This is a genomic window from Pseudomonas algeriensis (assembly GCF_048847255.1).
GTDB lineage: Bacteria > Pseudomonadota > Gammaproteobacteria > Pseudomonadales > Pseudomonadaceae > Aquipseudomonas.
On the sequence record NZ_JBKKRK010000005.1, the window covers coordinates 212752 to 234524 of the forward strand.

Annotated in this window: 20 protein-coding genes; 12 read left to right on the forward strand and 8 right to left on the reverse strand. The window is 59.6% G+C overall.

The genetic code is table 11. The annotated features are described in order from the left end of the window. Window positions 1-35: 35 nt before the first annotated feature. Window positions 36-1688, forward strand: coding sequence for an OpgD/OpgG family glucan biosynthesis protein (locus ACLK1G_RS10225; protein ID WP_420765331.1), 1653 nt, complete (start codon window positions 36-38; stop codon window positions 1686-1688). A 4-nt stretch (window positions 1689-1692) separates the two neighbouring features. Next, complete coding sequence (locus ACLK1G_RS10230; protein ID WP_420765332.1) at window positions 1693-4002, forward strand: glycoside hydrolase family 3 N-terminal domain-containing protein; 2310 nt, start codon at window positions 1693-1695, stop codon at window positions 4000-4002. Window positions 4003-4009: 7 nt separating this feature from the next. Here the strand turns inward: ACLK1G_RS10230 and ACLK1G_RS10235 are convergent, their stop codons facing one another. The 4 genes from ACLK1G_RS10235 to ACLK1G_RS10250 all read right to left on the reverse strand — a co-directional run bounded on the left by ACLK1G_RS10235 (window position 4010) and on the right by ACLK1G_RS10250 (window position 6984). After that, window positions 4010-4300, reverse strand: coding sequence for a hypothetical protein (locus tag ACLK1G_RS10235; protein ID WP_420765333.1), 291 nt, complete (start codon window positions 4298-4300; stop codon window positions 4010-4012). A 110-nt stretch (window positions 4301-4410) separates the two neighbouring features. Continuing rightward, window positions 4411-5022 carry a hypothetical protein gene (locus ACLK1G_RS10240; protein WP_420765334.1) on the reverse strand — a complete coding sequence of 204 codons (612 nt, stop codon included), beginning with the start codon at window positions 5020-5022 and terminating at the stop codon, window positions 4411-4413. A gap of 16 nt (window positions 5023-5038) precedes the next feature. Then, window positions 5039-5368, reverse strand: a complete 330-nt coding sequence (locus tag ACLK1G_RS10245; protein WP_420765335.1) for a polysaccharide synthesis protein GtrA — start codon at window positions 5366-5368, stop codon at window positions 5039-5041. A gap of 194 nt (window positions 5369-5562) precedes the next feature. After that, window positions 5563-6984, reverse strand: a complete 1422-nt coding sequence (locus ACLK1G_RS10250) for an amino acid permease (RefSeq protein WP_420765336.1) — start codon at window positions 6982-6984, stop codon at window positions 5563-5565. A 559-nt stretch (window positions 6985-7543) separates the two neighbouring features. On the opposite strand from ACLK1G_RS10250, the gene ACLK1G_RS10255 reads away from it, so the two are divergent. The 6 genes from ACLK1G_RS10255 (at window position 7544) to purT (ending at window position 14778) form a co-directional block, all read left to right on the forward strand. Beyond that, on the forward strand, window positions 7544-8005 hold the full coding sequence (locus ACLK1G_RS10255) for an REP-associated tyrosine transposase (RefSeq protein WP_420765337.1): 462 nt from the start codon (window positions 7544-7546) through the stop codon (window positions 8003-8005). Window positions 8006-8152: 147 nt separating this feature from the next. Then, on the forward strand, window positions 8153-11260 hold the full coding sequence (locus ACLK1G_RS10260; protein ID WP_420765338.1) for a transglycosylase domain-containing protein: 3108 nt from the start codon (window positions 8153-8155) through the stop codon (window positions 11258-11260). A 176-nt stretch (window positions 11261-11436) separates the two neighbouring features. Further along, window positions 11437-12006, forward strand: a complete 570-nt coding sequence (locus ACLK1G_RS10265; RefSeq protein WP_420765339.1) for a PadR family transcriptional regulator — start codon at window positions 11437-11439, stop codon at window positions 12004-12006. 4 nt (window positions 12007-12010) lie between these two features. Then, window positions 12011-12796, forward strand: coding sequence for a siderophore-interacting protein (locus tag ACLK1G_RS10270; RefSeq protein WP_420765340.1), 786 nt, complete (start codon window positions 12011-12013; stop codon window positions 12794-12796). A 240-nt stretch (window positions 12797-13036) separates the two neighbouring features. Then, a complete protein-coding gene (locus ACLK1G_RS10275) occupies window positions 13037-13504 on the forward strand; it encodes a VUT family protein (RefSeq protein WP_420765341.1) in 468 nt (155 codons plus the stop codon). Window positions 13505-13596: 92 nt separating this feature from the next. Next, window positions 13597-14778: a formate-dependent phosphoribosylglycinamide formyltransferase gene (purT, locus tag ACLK1G_RS10280; protein WP_420765342.1), complete on the forward strand. Its 1182-nt coding sequence runs from the start codon at window positions 13597-13599 to the stop codon at window positions 14776-14778. 232 nt (window positions 14779-15010) lie between these two features. Here the strand turns inward: purT and ACLK1G_RS10285 are convergent, their stop codons facing one another. Then, on the reverse strand, window positions 15011-17425 hold the full coding sequence (locus ACLK1G_RS10285) for a glucose/quinate/shikimate family membrane-bound PQQ-dependent dehydrogenase (protein ID WP_420765343.1): 2415 nt from the start codon (window positions 17423-17425) through the stop codon (window positions 15011-15013). Window positions 17426-17919: 494 nt separating this feature from the next. Between ACLK1G_RS10285 and ACLK1G_RS10290 the strand changes: the two genes are divergently transcribed. Together ACLK1G_RS10290 and ACLK1G_RS10295 are read left to right on the forward strand one after the other, a co-directional pair. Then, window positions 17920-18150: a VF530 family protein gene (locus ACLK1G_RS10290; protein ID WP_420765344.1), complete on the forward strand. Its 231-nt coding sequence runs from the start codon at window positions 17920-17922 to the stop codon at window positions 18148-18150. Between the two features lie 3 nt (window positions 18151-18153). After that, window positions 18154-18798 (forward strand): Pr6Pr family membrane protein, encoded by a 645-nt coding sequence (locus tag ACLK1G_RS10295; RefSeq protein ID WP_420765345.1) that lies wholly within the window; start codon window positions 18154-18156, stop codon window positions 18796-18798. Window positions 18799-18861: 63 nt separating this feature from the next. Here the strand turns inward: ACLK1G_RS10295 and ACLK1G_RS10300 are convergent, their stop codons facing one another. From ACLK1G_RS10300 to ACLK1G_RS10310, 3 genes are read right to left on the reverse strand one after another with little or no spacing between them, the layout of a single operon-like run. Beyond that, window positions 18862-19071 (reverse strand): DUF1289 domain-containing protein, encoded by a 210-nt coding sequence (locus ACLK1G_RS10300; RefSeq protein ID WP_420765346.1) that lies wholly within the window; start codon window positions 19069-19071, stop codon window positions 18862-18864. After that, window positions 19068-19592: a gamma carbonic anhydrase family protein gene (locus ACLK1G_RS10305; protein ID WP_420765347.1), complete on the reverse strand. Its 525-nt coding sequence runs from the start codon at window positions 19590-19592 to the stop codon at window positions 19068-19070. The genes ACLK1G_RS10300 and ACLK1G_RS10305 overlap by 4 nt, the downstream gene beginning before the upstream one ends. A gap of 16 nt (window positions 19593-19608) precedes the next feature. Further along, window positions 19609-20208, reverse strand: coding sequence for a CoA pyrophosphatase (locus tag ACLK1G_RS10310; RefSeq protein WP_420765348.1), 600 nt, complete (start codon window positions 20206-20208; stop codon window positions 19609-19611). Between the two features lie 146 nt (window positions 20209-20354). Between ACLK1G_RS10310 and ACLK1G_RS10315 the strand changes: the two genes are divergently transcribed. Continuing rightward, the gene (locus ACLK1G_RS10315) at window positions 20355-20906 is read left to right on the forward strand and encodes an NUDIX hydrolase (RefSeq protein WP_420765349.1); all 552 of its coding nucleotides are present in this window, start codon (window positions 20355-20357) and stop codon (window positions 20904-20906) included. A gap of 80 nt (window positions 20907-20986) precedes the next feature. Continuing rightward, complete coding sequence (locus tag ACLK1G_RS10320; protein WP_420765350.1) at window positions 20987-21493, forward strand: L,D-transpeptidase family protein; 507 nt, start codon at window positions 20987-20989, stop codon at window positions 21491-21493. Window positions 21494-21773 lie beyond the last annotated feature (280 nt).

A 21773-nucleotide genomic window follows, 5' to 3' on the forward strand; every position in this document is an offset into this window, starting at 1 on the left:
TCACCCTAATGGCTCAATCGTCACGGAAGGTGCTCATGTTGACTCGGCGCGATCTGGTTGGTTTTGCTTCGCTTTTTGCGGCATTGGGGGTGGTTAAGGGTGTCGATACGGCGGTGGCTGGGCAGGCCCAAGTGGGGGATGCTGGTCCGTTTACGTATGAGACGTTGGTGCGGATTGCTGAAGAGAAGGCGTTGAAGCCTTACGTCAAACCCTCTACTGCCGCTGAACCGTATCTGTCGAAAATTGATTACGATGATCTGAACCAGATTCGATTCGATACCTCCCGAGCAATTTTCGCCAAGGGGCCAGGAAAATATCCTGTCACTCTGTTTCACATGGGCAAGTTTTTCCGCGTTCCGGTGAAGATACATGTCGTCACCCGTGGCGCAGTCCGAGAAATCCCATACGACAAATCATTATTCAATATGCCCGCCGATAGCCCGGCGCAGGCCCTCCCCCCTGATAGTGGTTTTGCGGGCTTCCGCTTTCAGGAGAATCGCCTGGGCGATCAAAAAAAACTAAGTTGGGAAAAATACGACTGGGTCGCCTTCCTCGGGGCATCTTACTTTCGTGCCATAGGCGAAGAACACCAATACGGGCTTTCGGCACGAGGTATAGCGCTGGATGTTGCCCCCCAACCGGGTAAAGCCGAGGAGTTTCCTAACTTCACAAACTTTTGGATCGAAGCCCCTACCGATGATCGTCAGGAAAACGTGAACCTCTACGCGTTGCTGGACGGCCCTAGTTTGTGTGGTGCGTATCGTTTTTCGATCAACCGTACCAAGGGCGTAGTTATGGATATCGAGTCCGCTCTTTTTTTGCGCCAGAACATTGATCGTTTCGGTATAGCCCCGCTGACCTCGATGTTCTGGTTCAGTGAGACGGTAAAGCGTCAGGCCAATGACTGGCGTCCTGAAATCCACGACTCCGATGGGCTGGCGATGTGGACCGGTACGGGAGAGCACATCTGGCGACCGCTCAACAACCCTCGGCGCACCATGGCTTCAGCGTTTTCAGACAGTAACCCGCGAGGTTTCGGGCTGCTCCAGCGGGACCGCAACATCGATCACTATCTGGAGGCCATTTACTACGACCGACGTCCGAGCGTGTGGGTCGAACCTCTAGGAGAGTGGGGCGAGGGCAGCGTTCAGTTGGTAGAGATTCCTACTGATGATGAGATTCACGACAATATCGTCGCAATGTGGGTACCCAAGGAACCCGCAGAAGCCGGCAACCAGTACCGCTTTAAATACCGCCTGCACTGGCGAGGTGACGAGCCCTACCCTACTGACTTGGCTCGTTGCGTCGCGACACGTTTGGGTAATGGAGGCAGGCCAGGGCAACCACGTCCCAAGGGAGTGTGCAAGTTTATCGTGGAGTTCATTGGCGCTCCGTTGGAAACCATCGCTCCCGACGTTAAGCCGGAGGCCATGCTCTGGAGCTCTCGCGGCACATTCCTAAATGTATTCTTAGAAATCGTGCCTGGAGGGAAAATAGGCCACTGGCGCGCCATGTTCGATCTTAGCGCCGAGGGGGAGGAACCTGTCGAGATGCGCCTGTATCTACGCCTGGGTGAAAAAACGCTTACCGAAACCTGGCTGTATCAATACCACCCCGCCGCCGCTCAATCCGCAGCCGCAGTACAGCAAACTGATACGCAAACCTCGTCGTACGTATCGGATGCCTGACACTATGGACAGGACACGACTTGCCACCGCGGCCTTGCTTGGCACATTGATCGTAGTTACATGGCTTCATACAACAGCCCAAGCCGACGAAGCAACCCGGCCCCAAAAGGACTCAGCGTTCATCGAGCAACTGATCAGACAGATGACTCTTGAGGAGAAGGCCGGCCAACTGACTCAACTGGGCATGCAATCCACGCCCACCGGTCCGGTTGTGGATACTAAAGGCCGCAAGACTATTGGCATTGCTCAAGCAGGTTCGCTGATCGGTGTGCATGGCGCCGAGCAAACTCGAAAGCTCCAGCACGAAGCAGTCCAAGGCTCGCGCCTTGGCATCCCATTACTGTTCAGCTTCGATGTGATCCACGGTTTCCGTACGATATTTCCCGTTCCGCTGGCCGAGGCGGCGGCATGGGACCCGGACCTGTCACAACGAACCGCAAGGGCCGCCGCCGTGGAAGCAACCGCCAGCGGTCTGCATTGGACCTTCGCGCCGATGGTGGATATTGCGCGAGATCCGCGTTGGGGTCGAGTGGTCGAGGGTGCCGGCGAAGACCCGTATTTGGGAGCGGCGCTGGCCGCTTCGAGAGTGCGAGGGTTTCGGGGCAACGGACCTCCCGACACTTCGTCAATCCTGACGACGGCGAAGCATTTTGTCGCTTATGGTGCGGCAGAGGGTGGCCGGGACTACAACATTTCAGACCTGTCCGAGCGCACGTTGGAGGAAGTTTATCTGCCCCCTTTTCGAGCTGCCATCGAAGCAGGCGTCGACACGATCATGCCCGGATTCAATGAAGTGAACAGCGTGCCGATGCATGCCAGCCAAAAGCTACTCAAACAAAAGCTGCGCGAGGAATGGGACTTCCAAGGGGTGATCGTCAGTGATTACACCGGTGTGATGGAGTTGATGGCACATGGTGTCGCATCCAACCCACGGCAGGCCGCCCGACTTGCTCTTGACGCCACGGTTGACATAGAAATGGTCGGCGGTGACTACGCCAACGAATTACCTAGTTTGGTGCGCAGCGGTCAGCTTTCGCAGAGTGCCGTGGATGATGCGGTACGTCGGGTACTCCAGGTCAAACACCGCTTAGGCTTATTTGATAATCCGTACCGCTACAGCGACCTGGCTCGCGAAAAGGCGCGGCTTTCGCTGCCACAAACCCGTGCGTTGGCGAGGGAGGCCGCGCAAAAATCAATCGTGCTATTGAAAAACGACAGTGCGCTGCTGCCACTTTCAAAGGACCTGCGCAAATTAGTTGTCGTAGGTGCCTTGGCGGATGACGCGGTATCCACTTTGGGCTCTTGGCCGGGGGATGGCCGCGCCAACGAATCAGTAACTATTCTGGAAGGGATAAAACGGGCTGCCTCACCCACGACTGAGGTTGTCTATTTCCCGGCGGGCTCCCCCGAACGTTCGAGCCTAGTCAATACTGATCCAGTCCTACACGCAGTGAAGGATGCCGATGTGATTGTGGCCGTGCTCGGTGAAACAGCGGACATGAGCGGCGAGGCACGCAGCCGTACCTCCCTCGGGTTGCCCGGAACGCAGGATGAATTGATCGCTCAGTTGATCAAAGCAGGTAAACCTGTAGTGGTTATCCTGATGAACGGACGCCCGCTCGCCATTCCCGATGTGGACCAACACTTCCCCGCGATACTTGAGGCTTGGTTTTTAGGCTCCGAGATGGGTAATGCCGTGGCGGATGTCCTGTTCGGTGATATCAATCCAAGCGGCAAACTACCCATTACCTTCCCACGCACAGTGGGACAAGTGCCTATTTATCTCGCCGGTAAAAACACGGGGCGCCCACCGGACAGTACAAACCCCTACAGCTCAAGCTATATAGACTCCAAGTGGACGCCTCTCTACCCTTTCGGCCATGGGCTCAGCTACACCACCTTCAGCTATGGAGCGCCAAAACTGAGCAAGCGGCGACTGACCGCCGGTGAAACGCTGACCGTTCAGGTAGACATCCGTAACAGTGGTCAACGAGCCGGGGAAGAAACGGTGCAGCTGTACCTACGACAGAGTGTCGCTAGCATCACACGCCCAATGCGGGTATTGCGTGGTTTTGAAAAAGTCAGGCTCGAACCCGGTGAAAGCACGACCGTAAGCTTTTTGCTCGATCAAGACGACTGGGCATTGCTGGACGATAAACTCTTGCGGTCCGTGGAGTCGGGGACCTTTACAGTATTTGTTGGCGGTAGTTCCGCCACTGACAACCAGGCGAAATTTGAAATCACCACCGATGCGCAACTGACCGGCCCTGGCTCAGCCATTCCGCGCACGCTGCGGGATTCATCGATGCGTTGAGCAAGCATCATTTTTTTCTGAAATTACCGAACCACATGTCTGGAGCCGACGTGTTGTGTTTGGAAGGGACCGAGCGCCCAAGACGGATGCTCTGCACCTCGGCACGATCAAATTCCATTAAAGGCTCTTCTTTTAACGGCCCTCCTCCCCGACGCAAATAGATCACCTGCGAGGCGTCCGCATTGTCCGGAGCTACATACATGGAGCGCATGGCGACCATAGGTCGTCCGGCGAGGGAGGGACCATCATGCGTGTACTCCAACACGGCGTGCTGTCGATTGATCTCGACGATTTTCATGCTGCCATGGGAGCCGTCACGATAGTCCAACTCGAAGGTCCGATTCGAAGGGATAAACTCCACTTTAGCTAGGTCAACTACGGGACGTAACGCTTCTTCTACGGGGCCGACTAAAAAGGAAGTTCCATAAGGCCATTAATTAAATGGCGCATCGGAAGCGGCTTGAGGCGCCAATAACCGTCCGGAGGATATAGCACTAGAAACTCGTCATTTTCTCTCGCAGGGTGTTGCCCCTCCTTGAAAAAGACCTGAATCAAATGGATGTCGTTGTGCTTCGTACCGTTGACGCTGACCTCAACCATCTCAGACCGCCAGAAACGCTCGAATGTAAGCCCTTTAATTAGAAGTCCGTCAGATTCCCAGAGAACCACGCGTTTGGGTGAAAACTCGAATACAGGATCTTGGATGTTTCCGCTTCCGTTAAAAGAACAACCGGAAAAATCCGGAGCCGAACTGTCGGAAACTAAAGAGTCAATATAAACCGGATGCGTAGATTCAATCCGAAGCCCATGAAGATCCTGACCCACCAATTTCAAGTAAACGTTGTCCTCTTCGGCACAGCGGGTGGAATAACTGGCATTGATAGCTGTGATCCCATCACCTTGCTCATGCCATACCGAGCAAGCAGCAGAAACAAGAACGGCGCTACCCACCAATAGCCGCATGCTTTTTTTTGGAAAAGCCCCAACTTTCGGAACTGTTAATTTAATTGGAAGCTGCATGAGAGTCCTGTGCCAACTACAACTTAAACCGAAAAAAACCATACCCCATCATCAGGTTCAGCGATGAATACAAAGACAAAACAACCGCCATCCACCCCGGCAATTGCAACGCGTCGCTAATCGCGCCGATGCCATAACAAAGGCCGGCCATCGCGCAATTGCTCAGCAGATAACCTCGCCACGACTCCCCGGGCCGGAAGATGTAAAGCCCACTCACATAAAACGAAAACACCGCAGCCACGCCGAACGCAGCCAAGTTGCTAGTCGCCTGGACCAGTCCAACGGCGTCATGCAACAGAAAAAAAACCTGGCCATGGATCAGTCCATTGACCAGTGCGATAACCATCAACGCAGAAGACCCGTTCATCTTGGTACCTTGCCACTCCCCTATTGGCGTGCGTCCAAGCTAGGCGACGGTCCTACGGCGGTCTACTGTCAAATCTTACAGGTCGGGCCCCGATTCCGACGGACGGTCATGCTAACAGCTACAAAAAAGCCCCAGTCATCTGACCGGGGCTTTCCTTTGCATCACGCTTGACCTTACGACACCGAACGCACCGAACCCGGTGCCTCTGCTGTCGGCTGCAACTTGAAGGTGTAGAACAGCACCGTCAGCAGCACCAGGAACGCCGGGCCGATATACAGCGCCACGCGCGTATCGGGGAAGTACGCCATCAGGCCCACCACCAGCACCAGGAATGCCAGCGCAAGATAGGAGCTGACCGGGTAGAGCCACATGCGATATTTCAGCGTGGCACGCTCGGAAGCGCTCAGGCCTTTGCGGAACTTGAGTTGGGCCAGCAGGATCATGACCCAGGTCCAGATCGCGCCGAAAGTGGCGATGGAGGTCACCCAGACGAAGACTTTTTCCGGCACCAGGTAGTTGAGCAGCACCCCCAGCAGCAAGGCGGCGATGGACAGCAGCAGTGCGCGGCGTGGCACGCCGTTGCTGGAGGTCTTGGCGAAACCGGCCGGGGCCTGGCCGTTCTGCGCCAGGCTGTAGAGCATGCGACCCGTGCTGAAGATTCCACCATTGCAGGACGACAGCGCGGCGGTGATCACCACGAAGTTGATGATGCCGGCGGCGGTCTTGATGCCCAGGCGCTCGAAGGTCATCACGAACGGGCTGCCCTGGGTGCCGATTTCGTTCCACGGGTAGATCGACAGGATCACGAACAACGCGCCGACGTAGAACAGCAGGATCCGCCAGAACACCGAGCCGATGGCGTTGGGGATGGTTTTCTGTGGGTTGCGTGCTTCACCGGCGGTCAGGCCGATCATTTCCACGCCCAGGTAGGCGAACATGACCATTTGCAGGGACATCAACACGCCGGACACGCCGTTGGGCATGAAACCGCCGTGGGTCCACAGATTGGAAATACCCAGTGCCACGCCGTCGTTGCCGAAACCGAAGGCGATGATGCCGACGCCGCCGATGACCATGGCGATGATGGTCACGATCTTGATCAGGGCGAACCAGAATTCGAATTCACCGAAGGCCTTGACGGCGATCAGGTTGATCGAGCCCATGCTGACCAATGCGGCCAGGGCCCAGATCCAGCGGGGCACGTCGGGGAACCAGATGCCCATGTACACCGCCACCGCGGTGATCTCGGCCACGCAGGTCACCAGCCACAGGAACCAGTAGTTCCAACCGGTCAGGAAACCGGCGAGCGGGCCGAGGTAATCCTGGGCGTAGCGGCTGAACGAACCGGCCACCGGGTTGTGCACGGCCATTTCGCCGAGGGCGCGCATGATCACCAGGATCGCCAGGCCACCGATGATGTAGGACAGCATGATCGCCGGCCCGGCCATCTCGATCGCCTTGGCCGAACCTAGGAACAGCCCGACACCGATGCAGGCGCCAAGCGCCATCAAGCGGATATGCCGCTCGCCGAGCTCACGTTTGAGCGGACCACCCTGCGCGGTCTCGCCATGGGGCAGAGGATTGCCGACTGGCATAGGGATACAACCTCGTCTTGTTATTGGATTGACCACCGAGTCTCCAAAGCCGCGGGCGGATGGGCCTGCGGGCATTGCCGAAACCGGGCCTGCCTTATGGGCAGACCGTCCTGTAGGAAAATTCCTCAAGATCAGCGGGTCGTGCAGTATAAAAAGCTCGGAACAGAAAGTTTCACTATAAAAGCAGGTTAATTCAGGTAGTTCCTCAGCCAAAAATGACTTTCTGGAGAGGCATTATCTGAGCTGACGATCTTTGAGAAGCTGCGCCGAGTATTGCACAGTGATGGTGCAGCGTCATGCGCTGGCATGGGTCGATGGCTCTGGCTCAAGGCTTTCAGACCCAACCAGCCCGTGGCGAGGGAGCTTGCTCCCGCTGGGGGGCGAAGCCGCCCTCGCTTTTCAGCTTTCAACTGCAGGCGGCCGCTGCGCGACCGAGCGGGAGCAAGCTCCCTCGCCACGATGACTACGTTGTTTTCGGAAAAGTCGTTCAGCCATCAACGCGCCGGGTCGGAACAAGCACGGCTACCGTTATGGTTAACTCAGCCAAAGGAAGCACGGAATGCATCCTCTACGTCCAAACTCTCATCGGCTACGTCATGGACGTTCATCAGAACCGGGGCGAGGTTATCTTGTCACCACGGTAATCCACCGACGCGTACCTATCTTCAAAGATTTTCAGCTAGGCCGTTTGCTGGTTGCAGAAATGCGTCTGGCTCATGAGCGATATCAGGTCAATTCGCTTGCCTGGGTTGTGATGCCGGACCACCTTCATTGGTTGGTGCAGCTGGAACAACCTCGACTGTCTGAAGTGATGCAAGGGGTCAAGTCTCGCAGCACCCTTGCGATCAATCGAGCCATGGGCCGGACGGGCGCCATCTGGCAAAACGGGTTCCACGACAGGGCAATCCGCGACAATCAGGATTTGCAGCCCTGCGCTCGCTACATTATCGCCAACCCCCTTCGCGCTGGCCTGGTAGATCGCATTGGCGATTACCCGCTCTGGGATGTCATTTGGCTCTGAGTGCTTTTGTGGCGAGGGAGCAAGCTCCCTCGCCACAGGAACCTCAGCGCTCATGATTTCGGTGTCCACAATTTCCCCTCCCCCACGCCAACCACCGTCTAAGCTTCAAGCAAGTCCGATCAATCTGCGTGAATGGATCAGTCGACTATGGGCGCTTTGTGGCAAACCGATTCGAATAAACCTGTGGCCCCGACTGAACGTATGGAAGAAGCGCCTTTACCCAAAAAAACTCGCCGCGCCCGGCATGGCTGGCGGGCGTTCTGGTTGTTGTTGCTGATTATCGTGGTGGTGGTCGGGCTGGCCGTGGCCAAGGAGATGCGCACGTCCCGGTTCCAGGCCCAGGAGCTCAGCAAATACGCGGCGTCCCTGACCTATGCGGTGCAACCCGGCCCCAGCGACGCCATCGTCTACCCCGGTGCGGGCCCGTTCGATCAGCGATTGGGCTACAGCTCCCTGGGGGAATTCCTGCCTCGTTTGCTCAAGCGTGACTACGTGATCGAGGCCCAGGCGCGTTTTTCTCCGGCCTTGATGGACTATGTCGACAAAGGCCTGTTCGTGCCCTACGCGGAAAAGATCCAGGCTGGCTTGACCATTACCGATTGCCGCGCCGCGCCGGTCTATCAGTTCAAGTATCCGCAACAGCTTTACGCCAGTTTCGATGACATTCCTCCGGTCGTGGTGCAAAGCCTTTTGTTCATCGAGAACCGCTTCCTGCTCGACCCCAAGCAACCATTGGCCAACCCCGCGGTGGACTGGCCACGCTTCGGCATGGCGGCGTGGTCCCAGGTCGCCAAATTGTTGAGCCTGCCAGGGCAATCCGCCGGCGGCAGCACGCTCGCGACGCAGTTGGAGAAATACCGGCATTCCCCCGAGGGCCTGACCGTGTCGGGCGCGGAGAAGATCCGTCAGATGATTTCCGCTAGCGTGCGCGCCTATCAGGCCGGCCCGCAAACCCTCGAGGCCCGCCAACGGGTCATTCGTGACTACCTCAACAGCGTGCCGCTTTCCGCCGTGCCGGGGCATGGCGAGGTCCACGGCATGGCGGAAGGGCTGAGGGTCTGGTATGGCGCGGATTTCAGACGGGCCAACGAACGATTGTCCAGCACCGCCACCGACCCCAAGAGCCTTGCGGAAAAAGGCCTGGCCCTGCGAGAAATGTTGTCGTTGATGATCGCCCAGCGGCGCCCGTCGCACTATCTCTCGAAGGGGCACGACGAACTCGCTCGTCTCACCGACAGCCACATCCGGCTGCTGGCCCAGAACGGCGTGATCGATGCCGCGCTGGCAGATGCCGCACTGGCCAGTAAGGTCAGCTACCGCGATTGGGTCCAGGACCCGACCGTCCAGCCTATCGAAACCAACAAGGGCATCAGTGCCGCCCGCAGTCGCATCGCCGCGCTGCTCAATCGTCCGCTGTACGACCTCGATCGCCTCGACCTCTCCGCCACCAGCACGTTGCAAAGCGATTTGCAGGCCCAGGCCACCGAGTACCTCAAGCGATTGGCCGACCCGGCATTCGCCGCCGAGATCGGCCTGATGGGAGAACGCCTGTTGACCCCCACCAGCACCACGCAGGTGCGCTACAGCTTCACCTTGCTGGAACTGACCCCGGACGGCTCGCGAGTGCGCATCCAGACCGACAGCACCGACCAACCCTTCGACATCAATGAGGGCAGCAAACTGGAACTGGGCTCCACCGCCAAGTTGCGGGTGCTGACCACGTACTTGCAGATCATCGCCGAACTCCACGAGCGTTATGCGCAACAGGCCCCGGCTGCCCTGAAAAAAACCGAGATCGCCGACCAGGACCGCCTGTCCCGCTGGGCCGTGGACTACCTGATCGAAAACACCGACCGCAGCCTGCCGAAGATGCTCGAAGCGGCGCTGGACCGCACGTATTCAGCCAGCCCCGGCGAGGCGTTTTTCACCGGCGGCGGGCTGCACACTTTTCATAACTTTCGCAAGGAGGACGACGGTCGCAACCCCACGCTGCGCGACGCCTTGCGTGAATCCATCAACCTGCCTTTCATTCGCCTGATGCGCGACCTGGTGCGCTACGCCACCTACGCCGGCCCGAATAACAGTTCCGAACTGCTCAAGGACGACAAAGACCCGCGTCGCCAGGAATACCTGGCCCAGTTCGCCGATCGCGAAGGCACCTCGTTCCTGCTCAGGTTCTGGAAGAAGTACCAGAAAAAGGACACCGGCCAGCGCCTCGAAACCTTCCTCGACGGCATGCGCCCCACCGCCATCCGCCTGGCCGCCGTGCACCGCTATTTCTTTCCCAGCGACAGCCAGGAAAGCTTCAACCGCTTCGTGCGCGCTCATCTGAAGTCGGCCAAGAGTGCTGAAAAACTCACCGATGAACGCCTGGAACGGCTCTACCAGAGCTACGGCCCCGGCGCCTATGACCTGCCGGACCAAGGCTTCATCGCCAAGGTCCATCCGTTGGACCTGTGGCTGATGGGCTATCTGTTGAACAACCCCGACGCTAAGTTCAGCCAGATCGTCAAGGCCAGCCGGTTCGAGCGCCAGGAAGTCTATAGCTGGTTATTCAAAAGCCGGCACAAGAGTGCCCGGGACAGCCGTATCCGTACCATGCTCGAAATCGAAGCGTTCCTGGATATTCACCAACGCTGGCAGAAGGTCGGCTACCCGTTCGACCATCTCGTGCCGTCCCTTGCCACCGCGATCGGCAGCTCTGGGGATCGCCCCGCCGCGCTTGCGGAGCTGGTGGGGACGATTCTCAACGACGGTGTCCGCCAGCCTGCGCTGCGGGTCGACAGCCTGCAGTTTGCCGTCGACACACCCTATGAAACGCGACTGGTCAACGATCCGGATAACGGCAAGCGCGTAATGCCGGTCGAAGTGGCCCGTGCGTTGCGCGGTGCATTGTCCCAAGTGGTGGATGCCGGCACCGCGAAACGGGTGGCCGGCAGCTTCAAACTGGCCGATGGCACGCCACTGGCCATGGGTGGCAAGACGGGCACCGGCGACAACCGTATCGAAGCCGTCGGCTCCGGTGGACGGGTCATCAGCTCCAAGTCCATCAACCGCACCGCGACGTTCGTGTTCTACATCGGTGACAGCCATTTCGGCACGCTCACCGCTTACGTACCCGGCGTGTCGGCGCAGAACTTCAAGTTCACCTCCGCCTTGCCGGTCCAGGTGCTCAAGGGCATGGCGCCGTTTCTCTCTCCCTACCTGCAACCGGGCACGCATACCCAGTGCCAGCCGTTGGTGACGAGCCGTTAAGGGACGAGCGATACGCGACGTCCGATTCCCACGCATTCCCGTCTCCATTCCCACACTCAACGCGTGCTCGTCACGCCGTTGGACAATCGGCTGCTCGTCGGATTTATCGAAAACAGGCGTGCACAAAACAAAGATATATCTTAAGTTCTATCTTAAGAACCTTGGAGGACACACAAATGAGAGACCCGCATTTCCATCCCCACCGCGAACATGCCGCCCACGACGGCTTCGACAAACGCCCGCCAGGCCGCGAACGCGGCGGCCGTGGCCCCAGGGTATTCGCTCCTGGGGACTTGAAGTTGCTGTTATTGGCGCTGATTGCCGAACAACCCTGCCATGGCTATGACCTGATCCGCCGGATCGAAAGCATGTTCGACGGCGCCTACAGCCCCAGCCCCGGCGTGATCTACCCAACGCTGACGTTCCTTGAAGAAAGCGAAATGATCAGCGGCGACGCCGATGGTGGGAAAAAACGCTACAGCGTGACCGATGCCGGACGTCTATCCCTTGAAGAGCAAGCCGTGGCGCTCGACGGCGTAAGGATGCGCATCGAAGTGAGCAAGCGTTCGCTGCGCGGCCAGGATCGGCCCGCTGAAATCCACGAAGCGGTCCATAACTTGCGCCACGCCCTGCATATGCACCATGGCCGCTGGAGCCCGGATGAAATCCTGCGGGTACGCGACCTGCTCAACGACACCGCCAAAGCCATTGTCGACGGCCCTGGCCGTCCAACCGTTTCGGAGTAAAAGCATGACTGGAGTCGATCCAAACACCATCCACCGCGTCAGCCACGAGATCAAACGCCGCCGCCTGCAAGTGCTGCGGGTGGTCGACCTGACACCGCGCATGCGCCGCATTACCGTCGGCGGGCCGGAACTGGCCGGGTTCGTCAGCCTGGGCACCGACGATCACATAAAACTGTTGCTCCCCCAGAACGCCGAGGAACACGCCGCCCTGGAAAACTTTGCGCCCGGCGCGGGCAAGGCACAGGGTCCGATGCCAGAAATGCGCGACTACACCCCGCGCCGCTATGACTTGGACGCCCTGGAGCTGGACATCGATTTCGTGCTCCATGGCGACGGCCCCGCTTCGACCTGGGCGGCCCAGGCCGCGCCCGGCCAATACCTCAACATCGCCGGGCCACGGGGGTCGATGATTGTGCCGGACGTCTTCGACAGCTACCTGTTGATCGGCGACGAAACCGCCTTGCCCGCCATCGCTCGCCGTCTCGAAGGCCTTGCCCCCAACCGGAAGGCCTTGGTGGTGGTGGAAGTGGAAAATGGCGCCGAACAGCAGGTGCTCCACAGCCCCGCGCAGGTGCATGTGATCTGGGTATTGCGTGAGGGGCGCCAGGACAGCCTGCTACGTACCGTGCAGCAGTTGGAAATGCCCGGCGGCAAGCTGTACGCCTGGGTCGCGACCGAGAGCAAGGTGTCCCGGCAGATCCGTAAGGTATTGCTGGAAGAGAAAGGCCTGGACCAGGATTTTGTGAAGGCCGTGGGGTATTGGAAGCTGGATGACAGTGAGGAAGATTGAGGGATGGCTTGCTGCTGAAGTAACCTTCTGACACTAATGGCCCTTGTGGCGAGGGAGCTTGCTCCCGCTGGCTGCGCAGCAGCCCCCCAAAAAACAGTCACCTCGATCTATCTGATCCACCGAGTTGTCAGGTTTTGGGTCTGCTTCGCAGCCCAGCGGGAGCAAGCTCCCTCGCCACAGGGGGCTTCGTTGTCCTTGAGGGTTCACCCGACATTCCATCCCCACCAGGTACCCGGTCCCATGCTTTTCCTGATCGCCTACATCGGCAGCGTCGTGCTGATCAACTTCGCATTTTCAGCCGCGCCGCACCTGGACATCATCTGGTCGGCCTGGGGGGGCCTGGTGTTTATCTTGCGGGACATGGTGCAGACCCGCTTCGGCCATGGCGCCATCGTGGCGATGCTGGTGGCGCTGGTGCTGTCCTACGTCACCTCCGACCCAACCATCGCCCTGGCCAGCGCCACGGCGTTTGCCGTCTCCGAGTGCATCGACTGGCTGGTGTTCACGGTCACCAAGCGTCCGCTGCATGACCGGTTGTGGATCAGTTCGGCACTGAGCATCCCTCTCGACACATTCATTTTCTTCGGCCTGATCGACGCCCTGACGCCCGCCGTGATAATCACCGCCCTGCTCTCGAAATTCGCCGGGGTCACGGCCGTTTGGCTGATCATGGCCTGGCGTTTGCGCAAACAGGCCGTCGCCGGCTGACGCGGTTCATGTAAAATGCCGCGCTTTCTCCCCATGGGAAGCTCGCCCGGCGCGCGCCCCCGATGATCCGCTCCTGTTTTGAGGACCTTCAGATGACCCGTATCGGAACTCCATTGTCGCCCACCGCGACCCGCGTTTTGTTGTGTGGCAGCGGTGAGCTGGGCAAGGAAGTGGTAATCGAACTGCAGCGACTGGGCGTTGAAGTGATTGCCGTGGATCGCTACGCCAACGCGCCGGCGATGCAAGTGGCCCATCGCAGCCACGTGATCAACATGCTCGACGGCGCCGCCCTGCGTGCGGTGATCGAGGCCGAGAAGCCGCACTACATCGTGCCGGAGATCGAAGCCATCGCCACCGCCACCCTGGTGGAGCTGGAAGCCGAAGGTTTCACGGTGATTCCTACGGCCCGCGCCGCGCAACTGACCATGAACCGTGAAGGCATCCGTCGCCTGGCCGCCGAAGAGCTGGGCCTGCCGACTTCCCCGTATTTCTTCGCCGACACCGTGGAAGACTACCGCAAGGCCGTCGAGACCCTGGGTTTCCCCTGCGTGGTCAAGCCGGTGATGAGTTCCTCGGGCAAGGGCCAGAGCCTGCTGCGCGGCGTTGAAGACGTGCAGAAAGCCTGGGACTACGCTCAGGAAGGCGGCCGCGCTGGCAAGGGCCGGGTGATCATCGAAGGCTTCATCGATTTCGATTACGAAATCACCCTGCTCACGGTGCGCCATGTCGGCGGTACCACGTTCTGCGCACCGGTCGGCCACCGTCAGGAAAAGGGCGACTACCAGGAATCCTGGCAGCCACAGGCCATGAGCCCGGCGGCGCTGGCCGAATCCGAGCGCGTCGCCAAGGCAGTGACCGAGGCCCTGGGTGGCCGAGGCCTGTTTGGCGTCGAGCTGTTCATCAAGGGTGACCAAGTGTGGTTCAGCGAAGTCTCCCCGCGCCCCCACGATACCGGCCTGGTCACGCTGATGTCCCAGGACCTGTCTCAGTTCGCCCTGCACGCCCGGGCCATCCTCGGCCTGCCGATTCCGTTGATCCGCCAGTTCGGCCCATCGGCTTCGGCGGTGATCCTCGTGGAAGGCCAGTCGACCCAGACCGCGTTTGCCAACCTCGGCGCCGCCCTGAGCGAGCCGGACACGGCGCTACGTCTGTTCGGCAAGCCGGAAGTCAACGGTCAGCGCCGCCTGGGCGTGGCCCTGGCCCGCGACGAATCCATCGAAGCCGCCCGCGCCAAGGCGACCCGGGCTTCCCAGGCGGTAAAAATAGAATTCTAAAAGCCCAGGGCCGAATACCGTTCTCCGTGGCGAGGGGATTTATCCCCGCTGGGCTGCGCAGCAGCCCCCCTCAAGCGAGTCACCTCAATCTTCCTGATCCACCGGGGTGTCAGGTTTTAGGGTTGCTTCACAACCCAGCGGGGATAAAACCCCTCGCCACAAAAGCTAATGGTCACAGTGAAAAAGGCGACACCCGCAAGGGTGTCGCCTTTTTCATGAGCGCCGGTAGGGCTTAATCCGGCAGTTTGTAGGCGATCACATAGTCCCCCTGCTTGGTGCCCAGGGAACCGTGCCCCCCTGCAACGACCAGCACGTATTGCTTACCGTCCTTGCCGGTGTAGGTCATCGGCGTGGTCTGAGCGCCAGCAGGCAGGCGGCCTTCCCACAGTTGCTTGCCGTTCTTCACGTCATAAGCGCGCAGGTACTGGTCAAGAGTGCCGCTGAGGAATGCCAGGCCACTGGCGGTGGTGAATGTGCCGCCCAGGCTTGGAACACCCATGCTCAGCGGGATCGGAACCGGCGAGCTGTCGCGCACCGTGCCGTTCTTGTGCATCCACAGGGTCTTGTTGTTGGTCAGGTCCACGGCCGCGACATAACCCCACGCAGGCGCCTGGCACGGCAGCCCCATGGGCGAGAGCAGCGCTTCGAGGATCACGCCATATGGCGCGCCTTTGTTTGGTTGCACGCCTTCGGTCTCGCTCTTGCGACCCGGGCCACCGGCCACTTCCGCCGCCGGTACCAACTTCGATTTGAACGCCATGTAGCTCGGGTTGACGAAAGCGATCTGGCGCACCGGATCGACAGAAATGCCGCCCCAGTCGAACACACCGAAGTTGCCGGGATAAACAATCGAGCCCTGCAACGAAGGCGGTGTGAACATACCGTTATAGCGCAGCGACTTGAAGTCGATCCGGCACAGCATCTGGTCGAACGGCGTGACGCCCCACATGTCCCGCTCCTTGAGGACCGGCGGCACGAAGTTCAGGTCGGACATCGGCTGGGTCGGCGAGGTGAAGTCGCCTTCCACCGCGCCTTGGGGCACCGGGACCTCCTTGATCGGCACGATCGGCTGGCCGTTGCTGCGGTCCAGCACGTAGATGCTGCCCTGCTTGGTCGATGCCAGCACAGCCGGCTTCACGCCATCGGCGGTTTTCATGTCCATCAGGGTCGGTTGACCACCAACGTCCATGTCCCACAGATCGTGGTGAGTGAACTGAAAGTACCAGCGCACCTTGCCGGTGGCGATGTCCAGGGCGGTCAGGCCAGCGGCGTATTTTTCCGATTCAGGGGTACGGAAACCACCAAACTGGTCGGGGGTCTGGTTGCCCATCGGCAGGTAAAGCATGCCGAGTTTTTCATCGACGCTGAACATGGACCACATGTTCGGCGAGTTGCGGGTGTAGGTCTGGCCTTCGGCAATCGGCGTGGTGTCGTCCGGGTTGCCGCTGTCCCAGTTCCACACCAGCTTGCCGGTGTGCACGTCATAGGCGCGGATCACGCCGCTTGGCTCGTCGGTGGAGACGTTATCGGTGACATGGCCGCCGATAACGACCAAATTCTGGGTGACCGCCGGTGGCGAAGTGGAGTAGTAACCGCCGGCCGTGAAACCACCGATGTTGGCGCTCAAGTCGACCTGGCCTTTGTCGCCGAAGTCTTCGCACATCTTGCCGGTGTCGGCGTTGAGGGCGATCAGGCGGGTGTCGGCCGTCGGCAGGAAGATCCGCCGTGGGCAAACGGTGCTGGCCGGCGTAGTGCTGGCGGCGCCGGTCGGGCTCTGCTCGGCCGAGGCGTAGACGGCGTCATCGTGATAGCTCACGCCACGGCAGGTCATGTGGGCCCAGCCCTTGAAGTTTTCCGCGTTCTGCGTAGAAAGCTTCGGATCGAAGCGCCAGATTTCCTTGCCGGTTTCTGGCTCCAGAGCGATGACCTGGCTGTGGGGCGTGCACACATAAAGCATGCCGTTGACCTTCAGCGGGGTATTTTCCGCGGTGGTCTCGCCTGGGTCATTCGGCCCTGGCAGGTCACCGGTGCGGAACGTCCAGGCTTCCTTCAGCTTGCTGACGTTTTCAGGGGTGATCTGCGCCAGTGGCGAATAACGGTCGCCATGGGCGCTGCGGCCGTAGGAGTTCCAATCCCCGTCCGGCATGGCCGGTGCGGTGTTGGTCACGCCCGGTACGCTGTCGCGGTCCAGTTGGCCCTTGATCTCACCAGGGTTGGTGAATTGGCTGGCGAGGGCGGCGATACCCGCGACGACAACGGCCGCACCCAGCGCTCGGGTGCCCATCGGCGATGCATCGGCGGTCAGCAACGGGCGCCGGAACCACGGCAGCAGCATGACGATGCCCAAGGCGAACAGCATGGCCAGGCGCGGCACCAATTGCCACCAATCCAGGCCCACTTCCCATAACGCCCACACCGTACTGGCGAATAAAACCAGCGCGTACATCCCCAGCGCTGCACGGCGCGCCAGAATCAGCAGTACACCAGTAATCGCCAGGCCGATGCCCGCCAGCAGATAATACAGCGAGCCGCCGAGCGTGCTCAGTTTGATCCCACCGGCCAACAAGGCCAGCCCCATCAATAGAAGCAGAATGCCGAGCAAGCTCGGTAGCAGACGGCTTCGACTCAAAGCACCCTCAGCGCTCATAGTGTGTATCTCCGTGACGTTTTAAAGAGTCCCGCGCAAGTAGTCACTTTAGATGACGATCTTGAGGGGGCATGGTTCAGTTGGAAAAAGGCAAATTCGATGACGCGGTCGCTGTAGGAACGGGCTTGCTCGCGATCAAGGCGTGTCAGTCGACTCGAATGTCGAATGTGCAATCGCTATGGTGAGTAAGCTCGTTCCCACAGGATTAACCAAGACAGCGCTGTCTCTCAGGATCGCGACATTCGGCATTCTTTAGACCTTTCAACAGGGAGTAGCTGGACGCAGAGGCTCTGGTACGCCAGAAGAAGCGTTTCAGCAAGCGGCGCAAGGATAATGTCCTGTTACAAATAGCGAAAGCGCTTTTGTTGACATGGATCATCTCGAATTCGGTAACAGTGTGCCGGGGACACAAGCCCTGATAACGGCGGCACTTCCCCCCGCAGAGCGCCTCGGCTAAGGTGCGCGGCTTCACAGCTCATCATGCAAGGCTTGCCATGACCGAACCGAACAACAACCCACTGCACGGCGTGACCCTGGAGCAGATCCTCAATGCCCTCGTGCAGCACTACGAATGGTCAGGCCTGGCGGAACGCATCGACATCCGTTGCTTCAAGAGCGACCCGAGCATCAAGTCGAGCCTGACCTTCCTGCGCAAGACGCCATGGGCACGGGAGAAAGTCGAGCGCTTGTACGTCAAGTTGATGCGCACCAAGCGGCCTATCTGAACCATGAACGTGCGAACCGGTTTCGTGTCGATGCTGGCATTGCTCGGCTGGGTGGGATTGAGCATTCAGCTCTACCTGATCCTGCTGGGCCGATGGGAACTGGGCGCGAGCCTGTTGGGCGGCCTGGTCAACTTCTTCAGTTTCTTCACCGTATTGACCAATACCTTGGCCGCCGTGGTATTGACCTGGGAAGTGACCCGCCGTGAATCAGCGGTGAGGCGTTGGTTCCTGCGTCCAGCGGTACGCAGCGGCATCGCGGTGAGCATCGCCTTTGTCGGCCTGGCCTATAACGTATTGCTGCGCCATCTCTGGCAACCGGAAGGCTGGCAATTTATCGCCGACGAACTGCTGCACGACATCATGCCGGTGCTGTTCATCATCTATTGGGGGCTCTGGGTGCCCAAAGGCACGTTGCGCCTGGGCCACGTCGGGCTGTGGATGATTTACCCGCTGGTGTACTTCGCCTACATCCTGCTACGGGGTGATCTGCTGGCGGCCTATCCCTACCCTTTCATCGACGTGACGAGCCTGGGCTATCCACAGGTGTTCATCAATGCCGGGGGCGTGTTGGCCGGGTTTGTCGGGATTGCGCTGGGGGTGGTGGGGTTGGATCGGTGGTTGGGACGACGATCGATCAAAGCCTTGTGAGACGCCCTTGTGGAGAGGGAGCTTGCTCCCTCTCCGCAGGGATTTTGTATTCACAAGTGGACATCAACGCCTCGCCGGCAGCATCCACACCAATCCATTGGCCTTGGCCCGTTCATGACACAACGCCAGGACGCTGCGCCGTTCATCGTTGCTCATCTTGCGCCATTGGGTGATCTCGGAGACGGTGCGCTGGCAACCGGTGCAGACGTCGTCATCGTCCAGCGAGCAGATGTTTACGCAGGGCGACGGAATCGGGCGTTCAGGTGTGTTCATTGTTCCTGCTCGATCAGGTCGCGTGCGTAGCGCTGCGAGTTGTGAACGTAGTGCGCCGCACTGGCTTCGAGCATTTTTTTCTGGGCCTCGGTCAGTTCTCGCACGACCTTGCCCGGCGAGCCCATGACCAGCGAACCATCGGGTATTTCCTTGCCTTCGCCGATCAGCGAGTTGGCGCCGATGATGCAGTTCTTGCCGATTTTCGCGCCGTTGAGGATTACCGCGTTGATGCCGATCAGGCTGTAGTCCCCGACTGTGCAGCCGTGAAGCATGGCGTTGTGGCCGATGGTCACGCCAGTGCCGATGGTCAGCGGATAACCCATGTCGGTGTGCATCACCGTGCCGTCCTGCACGTTGCTGTCCTTGCCAATCAGGATCAATTCGTTGTCGCCACGCAACACCGCGTTGAACCAGACGTTGGCGCCCTCTTCGAGGCGGACCTTGCCCACCAGCGTGGCGTTGGGCGCGACCCAGCTCTGTGGGTGGGTTTCGACACGGGCATCGCCCAAGCGGTATTTCATGGGAATCCTCGGGGCATCAGGTGTTGATGAAAGTCTTGGGCGGCGTGTGCAGGTCGATGCCGGCGTCGTACAGCAGGTTGACCAACTCCACGATCATGATCGCCGTCAGCCCCCAGATCTTGTACCCCTCGAAACGGTAGCTGGGCACGTACCAACTGCGGCCCTGGTAGTCGATGCGGTGGGTGTGCTCGCGCGGGTCCTTGCGGAAAAATTCCAACGGCACGCTGAACACGGCGGCGATCTCGGCGTCGTTGGCCTGGTATTCGACGTAATCCGGAATCACGCCGACGTAAGGCGTGACCTTGATACCGTGCAACGAGATCAGTGGACTGAGGGGACCAATCACCTCCACCAGGCCGGGGGGCAGGCCAATTTCCTCTTCGGCTTCGCGCAGGGCGGTGAAGATCAGGTCGGGGTCTTCCGGGTCTCGACGTCCACCGGGGAACGCCACTTCGCCGCCGTGGGTCGAGAGACCGCTGGCGCGCAGGGTCAGCACCAGCTCCGGTTCATCACTGCGCGTGATCGGCACCAGCACCGCCGCTTCAGGAAAACGCCGATCGGTCTCCAGATCGCGCGGCGTATGGTTGCTTACTCGATGCAGTAGCTCGTCCAGCATGAGACTTCTCGATTTATTCGCTGCCTAGCATCATGCACCAATCAGGCAAGCGGCCCAAGCCCCGGACCGCGTCATGTCGCGAAACGACAACTTGCCGATACCGGCCCGCACACGCCAAGATAGGCGCAGCCTTCAGGAATCCAAGCATGAAATTCTGCAGCCAGTGCGGTAACCCGGTGACCCAGCGCATACCCGAGGGCGACTCGCGCCTGCGTTTTGTCTGCGACACCTGCCACACCATTCATTACCAGAACCCCAATATCGTTGCCGGATGTGTACCGACCTGGGGCGGTAAAGTCCTGTTGTGCCGGCGCGCCATCGAGCCACGGCGTGGTTACTGGACCTTGCCGGCGGGCTTCATGGAAAACGGCGAAACCGTCGAGCAAGCCGCCGTGCGCGAAACCGCCGAGGAAGCCTGCGCCCGGGTGCGAAACCTGAGCATCTATACGCTGATCGACGTTCCGCACATCAGCCAGGTGCATGTGTTCTTCCGCGCCGAGCTGGTGGACGAGGATTTCGCCGCGGGCCCCGAAAGCCTGGAAGTGAAGCTGTTCGAAGAAGCCGACATCCCGTGGGACGAGCTGGCTTTCCGCACCGTGGGTCGTACCCTAGAATACTTCTACGCTGACCGGCGGGCCGAGCAATACCCGGTGCGATCCGAGTCGATTCCGCCGCTGACTCAGCCTGCCAATACGTAGGCTCTGTACGAAATGGATACATTTCGTACAGAGCCCAGAAAATCCAATATAGCCGCGACACCTCTAGGGATATCGTTTCAATGCGCTGGTTGCTTGTGCTGTTCTGCTTGTCGTTCACCGCCCTGTCCCAGGCCGCCGCCGTGGGAACCTACAACGGCAAAGTCATCGAAAAAGTCCTGGTGCTCAAGTCCGCCCATCAATTGCAATTGATCAACGACGGCAAGCCCCTCAAGACCTATCGCATCTCCTTGGGCAAGGGCGCCAAGAAAGGCCCCAAGTTGATCGAGGGCGACAAGCGCACCCCCGAAGGCTTTTACTGGATCGACTGGCGCAAGGTCAGCGACCGGTTCTACCTGTCGATGCACATTTCCTACCCCAACATCAGCGACGCCGCCCGCGCCCGCCGCGAAGGCGTGGAACCGGGAGGCATGATCATGATTCATGGCACGCCGGACTCGGAGGAGAACCCTGAGCAGTTGTTCCACACCCTGGACTGGACCGACGGCTGCATCGCCATGCGCAATGTGGACATGCGTGAGGTGTGGAACCTTGTGCCGGATGGGACGATGATCGAGATTCGGCCATAGCGCCCCGTTCTTGTGGCGAGGGAGCTTGCTCCCGCTGGGACGGTCCGACGCCTCGGGCGCAGCAACCCCAAGGCAGGCGACTCAATCTACCTGACACACCGAATTGCCTGGCTTGAGGGCCGCTTCGCTGCCCCACCGTTTTTGCGTTGGTCTTTCGATTTATCGCGAGCAAGCTCGCTCCCACACTGGATCTTCAGCAGACCCAAAATTCATGTGCACCCAGTCCCCCTGTGGGAGCGAGCTTGCTCGCGATGAGGCCGGCACATCCAACATCTTTATT

Coding starts and splice junctions, on each gene's coding strand:
- ACLK1G_RS10260 (WP_420765338.1), top strand. CDS start 8,153: ATGGGCGCTTTGTGGCAAACCGATTCGAATAAACCTGTGGCCCCGACT.
- ACLK1G_RS10245 (WP_420765335.1), bottom strand. CDS start 5,368: ATGGTTATCGCACTGGTCAATGGACTGATCCATGGCCAGGTTTTTTTT.
- ACLK1G_RS10305 (WP_420765347.1), bottom strand. CDS start 19,592: ATGAAATACCGCTTGGGCGATGCCCGTGTCGAAACCCACCCACAGAGC.
- ACLK1G_RS10265 (WP_420765339.1), top strand. CDS start 11,437: ATGAGAGACCCGCATTTCCATCCCCACCGCGAACATGCCGCCCACGAC.
- ACLK1G_RS10255 (WP_420765337.1), top strand. CDS start 7,544: ATGCATCCTCTACGTCCAAACTCTCATCGGCTACGTCATGGACGTTCA.
- ACLK1G_RS10285 (WP_420765343.1), bottom strand. CDS start 17,425: ATGAGCGCTGAGGGTGCTTTGAGTCGAAGCCGTCTGCTACCGAGCTTG.
- ACLK1G_RS10270 (WP_420765340.1), top strand. CDS start 12,011: ATGACTGGAGTCGATCCAAACACCATCCACCGCGTCAGCCACGAGATC.
- purT (WP_420765342.1), top strand. CDS start 13,597: ATGACCCGTATCGGAACTCCATTGTCGCCCACCGCGACCCGCGTTTTG.
- ACLK1G_RS10235 (WP_420765333.1), bottom strand. CDS start 4,300: ATGAAAATCGTCGAGATCAATCGACAGCACGCCGTGTTGGAGTACACG.
- ACLK1G_RS10240 (WP_420765334.1), bottom strand. CDS start 5,022: ATGCAGCTTCCAATTAAATTAACAGTTCCGAAAGTTGGGGCTTTTCCA.
- ACLK1G_RS10225 (WP_420765331.1), top strand. CDS start 36: ATGTTGACTCGGCGCGATCTGGTTGGTTTTGCTTCGCTTTTTGCGGCA.
- ACLK1G_RS10315 (WP_420765349.1), top strand. CDS start 20,355: ATGAAATTCTGCAGCCAGTGCGGTAACCCGGTGACCCAGCGCATACCC.
- ACLK1G_RS10290 (WP_420765344.1), top strand. CDS start 17,920: ATGACCGAACCGAACAACAACCCACTGCACGGCGTGACCCTGGAGCAG.
- ACLK1G_RS10310 (WP_420765348.1), bottom strand. CDS start 20,208: ATGCTGGACGAGCTACTGCATCGAGTAAGCAACCATACGCCGCGCGAT.
- ACLK1G_RS10300 (WP_420765346.1), bottom strand. CDS start 19,071: ATGAACACACCTGAACGCCCGATTCCGTCGCCCTGCGTAAACATCTGC.
- ACLK1G_RS10295 (WP_420765345.1), top strand. CDS start 18,154: ATGAACGTGCGAACCGGTTTCGTGTCGATGCTGGCATTGCTCGGCTGG.
- ACLK1G_RS10275 (WP_420765341.1), top strand. CDS start 13,037: ATGCTTTTCCTGATCGCCTACATCGGCAGCGTCGTGCTGATCAACTTC.
- ACLK1G_RS10230 (WP_420765332.1), top strand. CDS start 1,693: ATGGACAGGACACGACTTGCCACCGCGGCCTTGCTTGGCACATTGATC.
- ACLK1G_RS10250 (WP_420765336.1), bottom strand. CDS start 6,984: ATGCCAGTCGGCAATCCTCTGCCCCATGGCGAGACCGCGCAGGGTGGT.
- ACLK1G_RS10320 (WP_420765350.1), top strand. CDS start 20,987: ATGCGCTGGTTGCTTGTGCTGTTCTGCTTGTCGTTCACCGCCCTGTCC.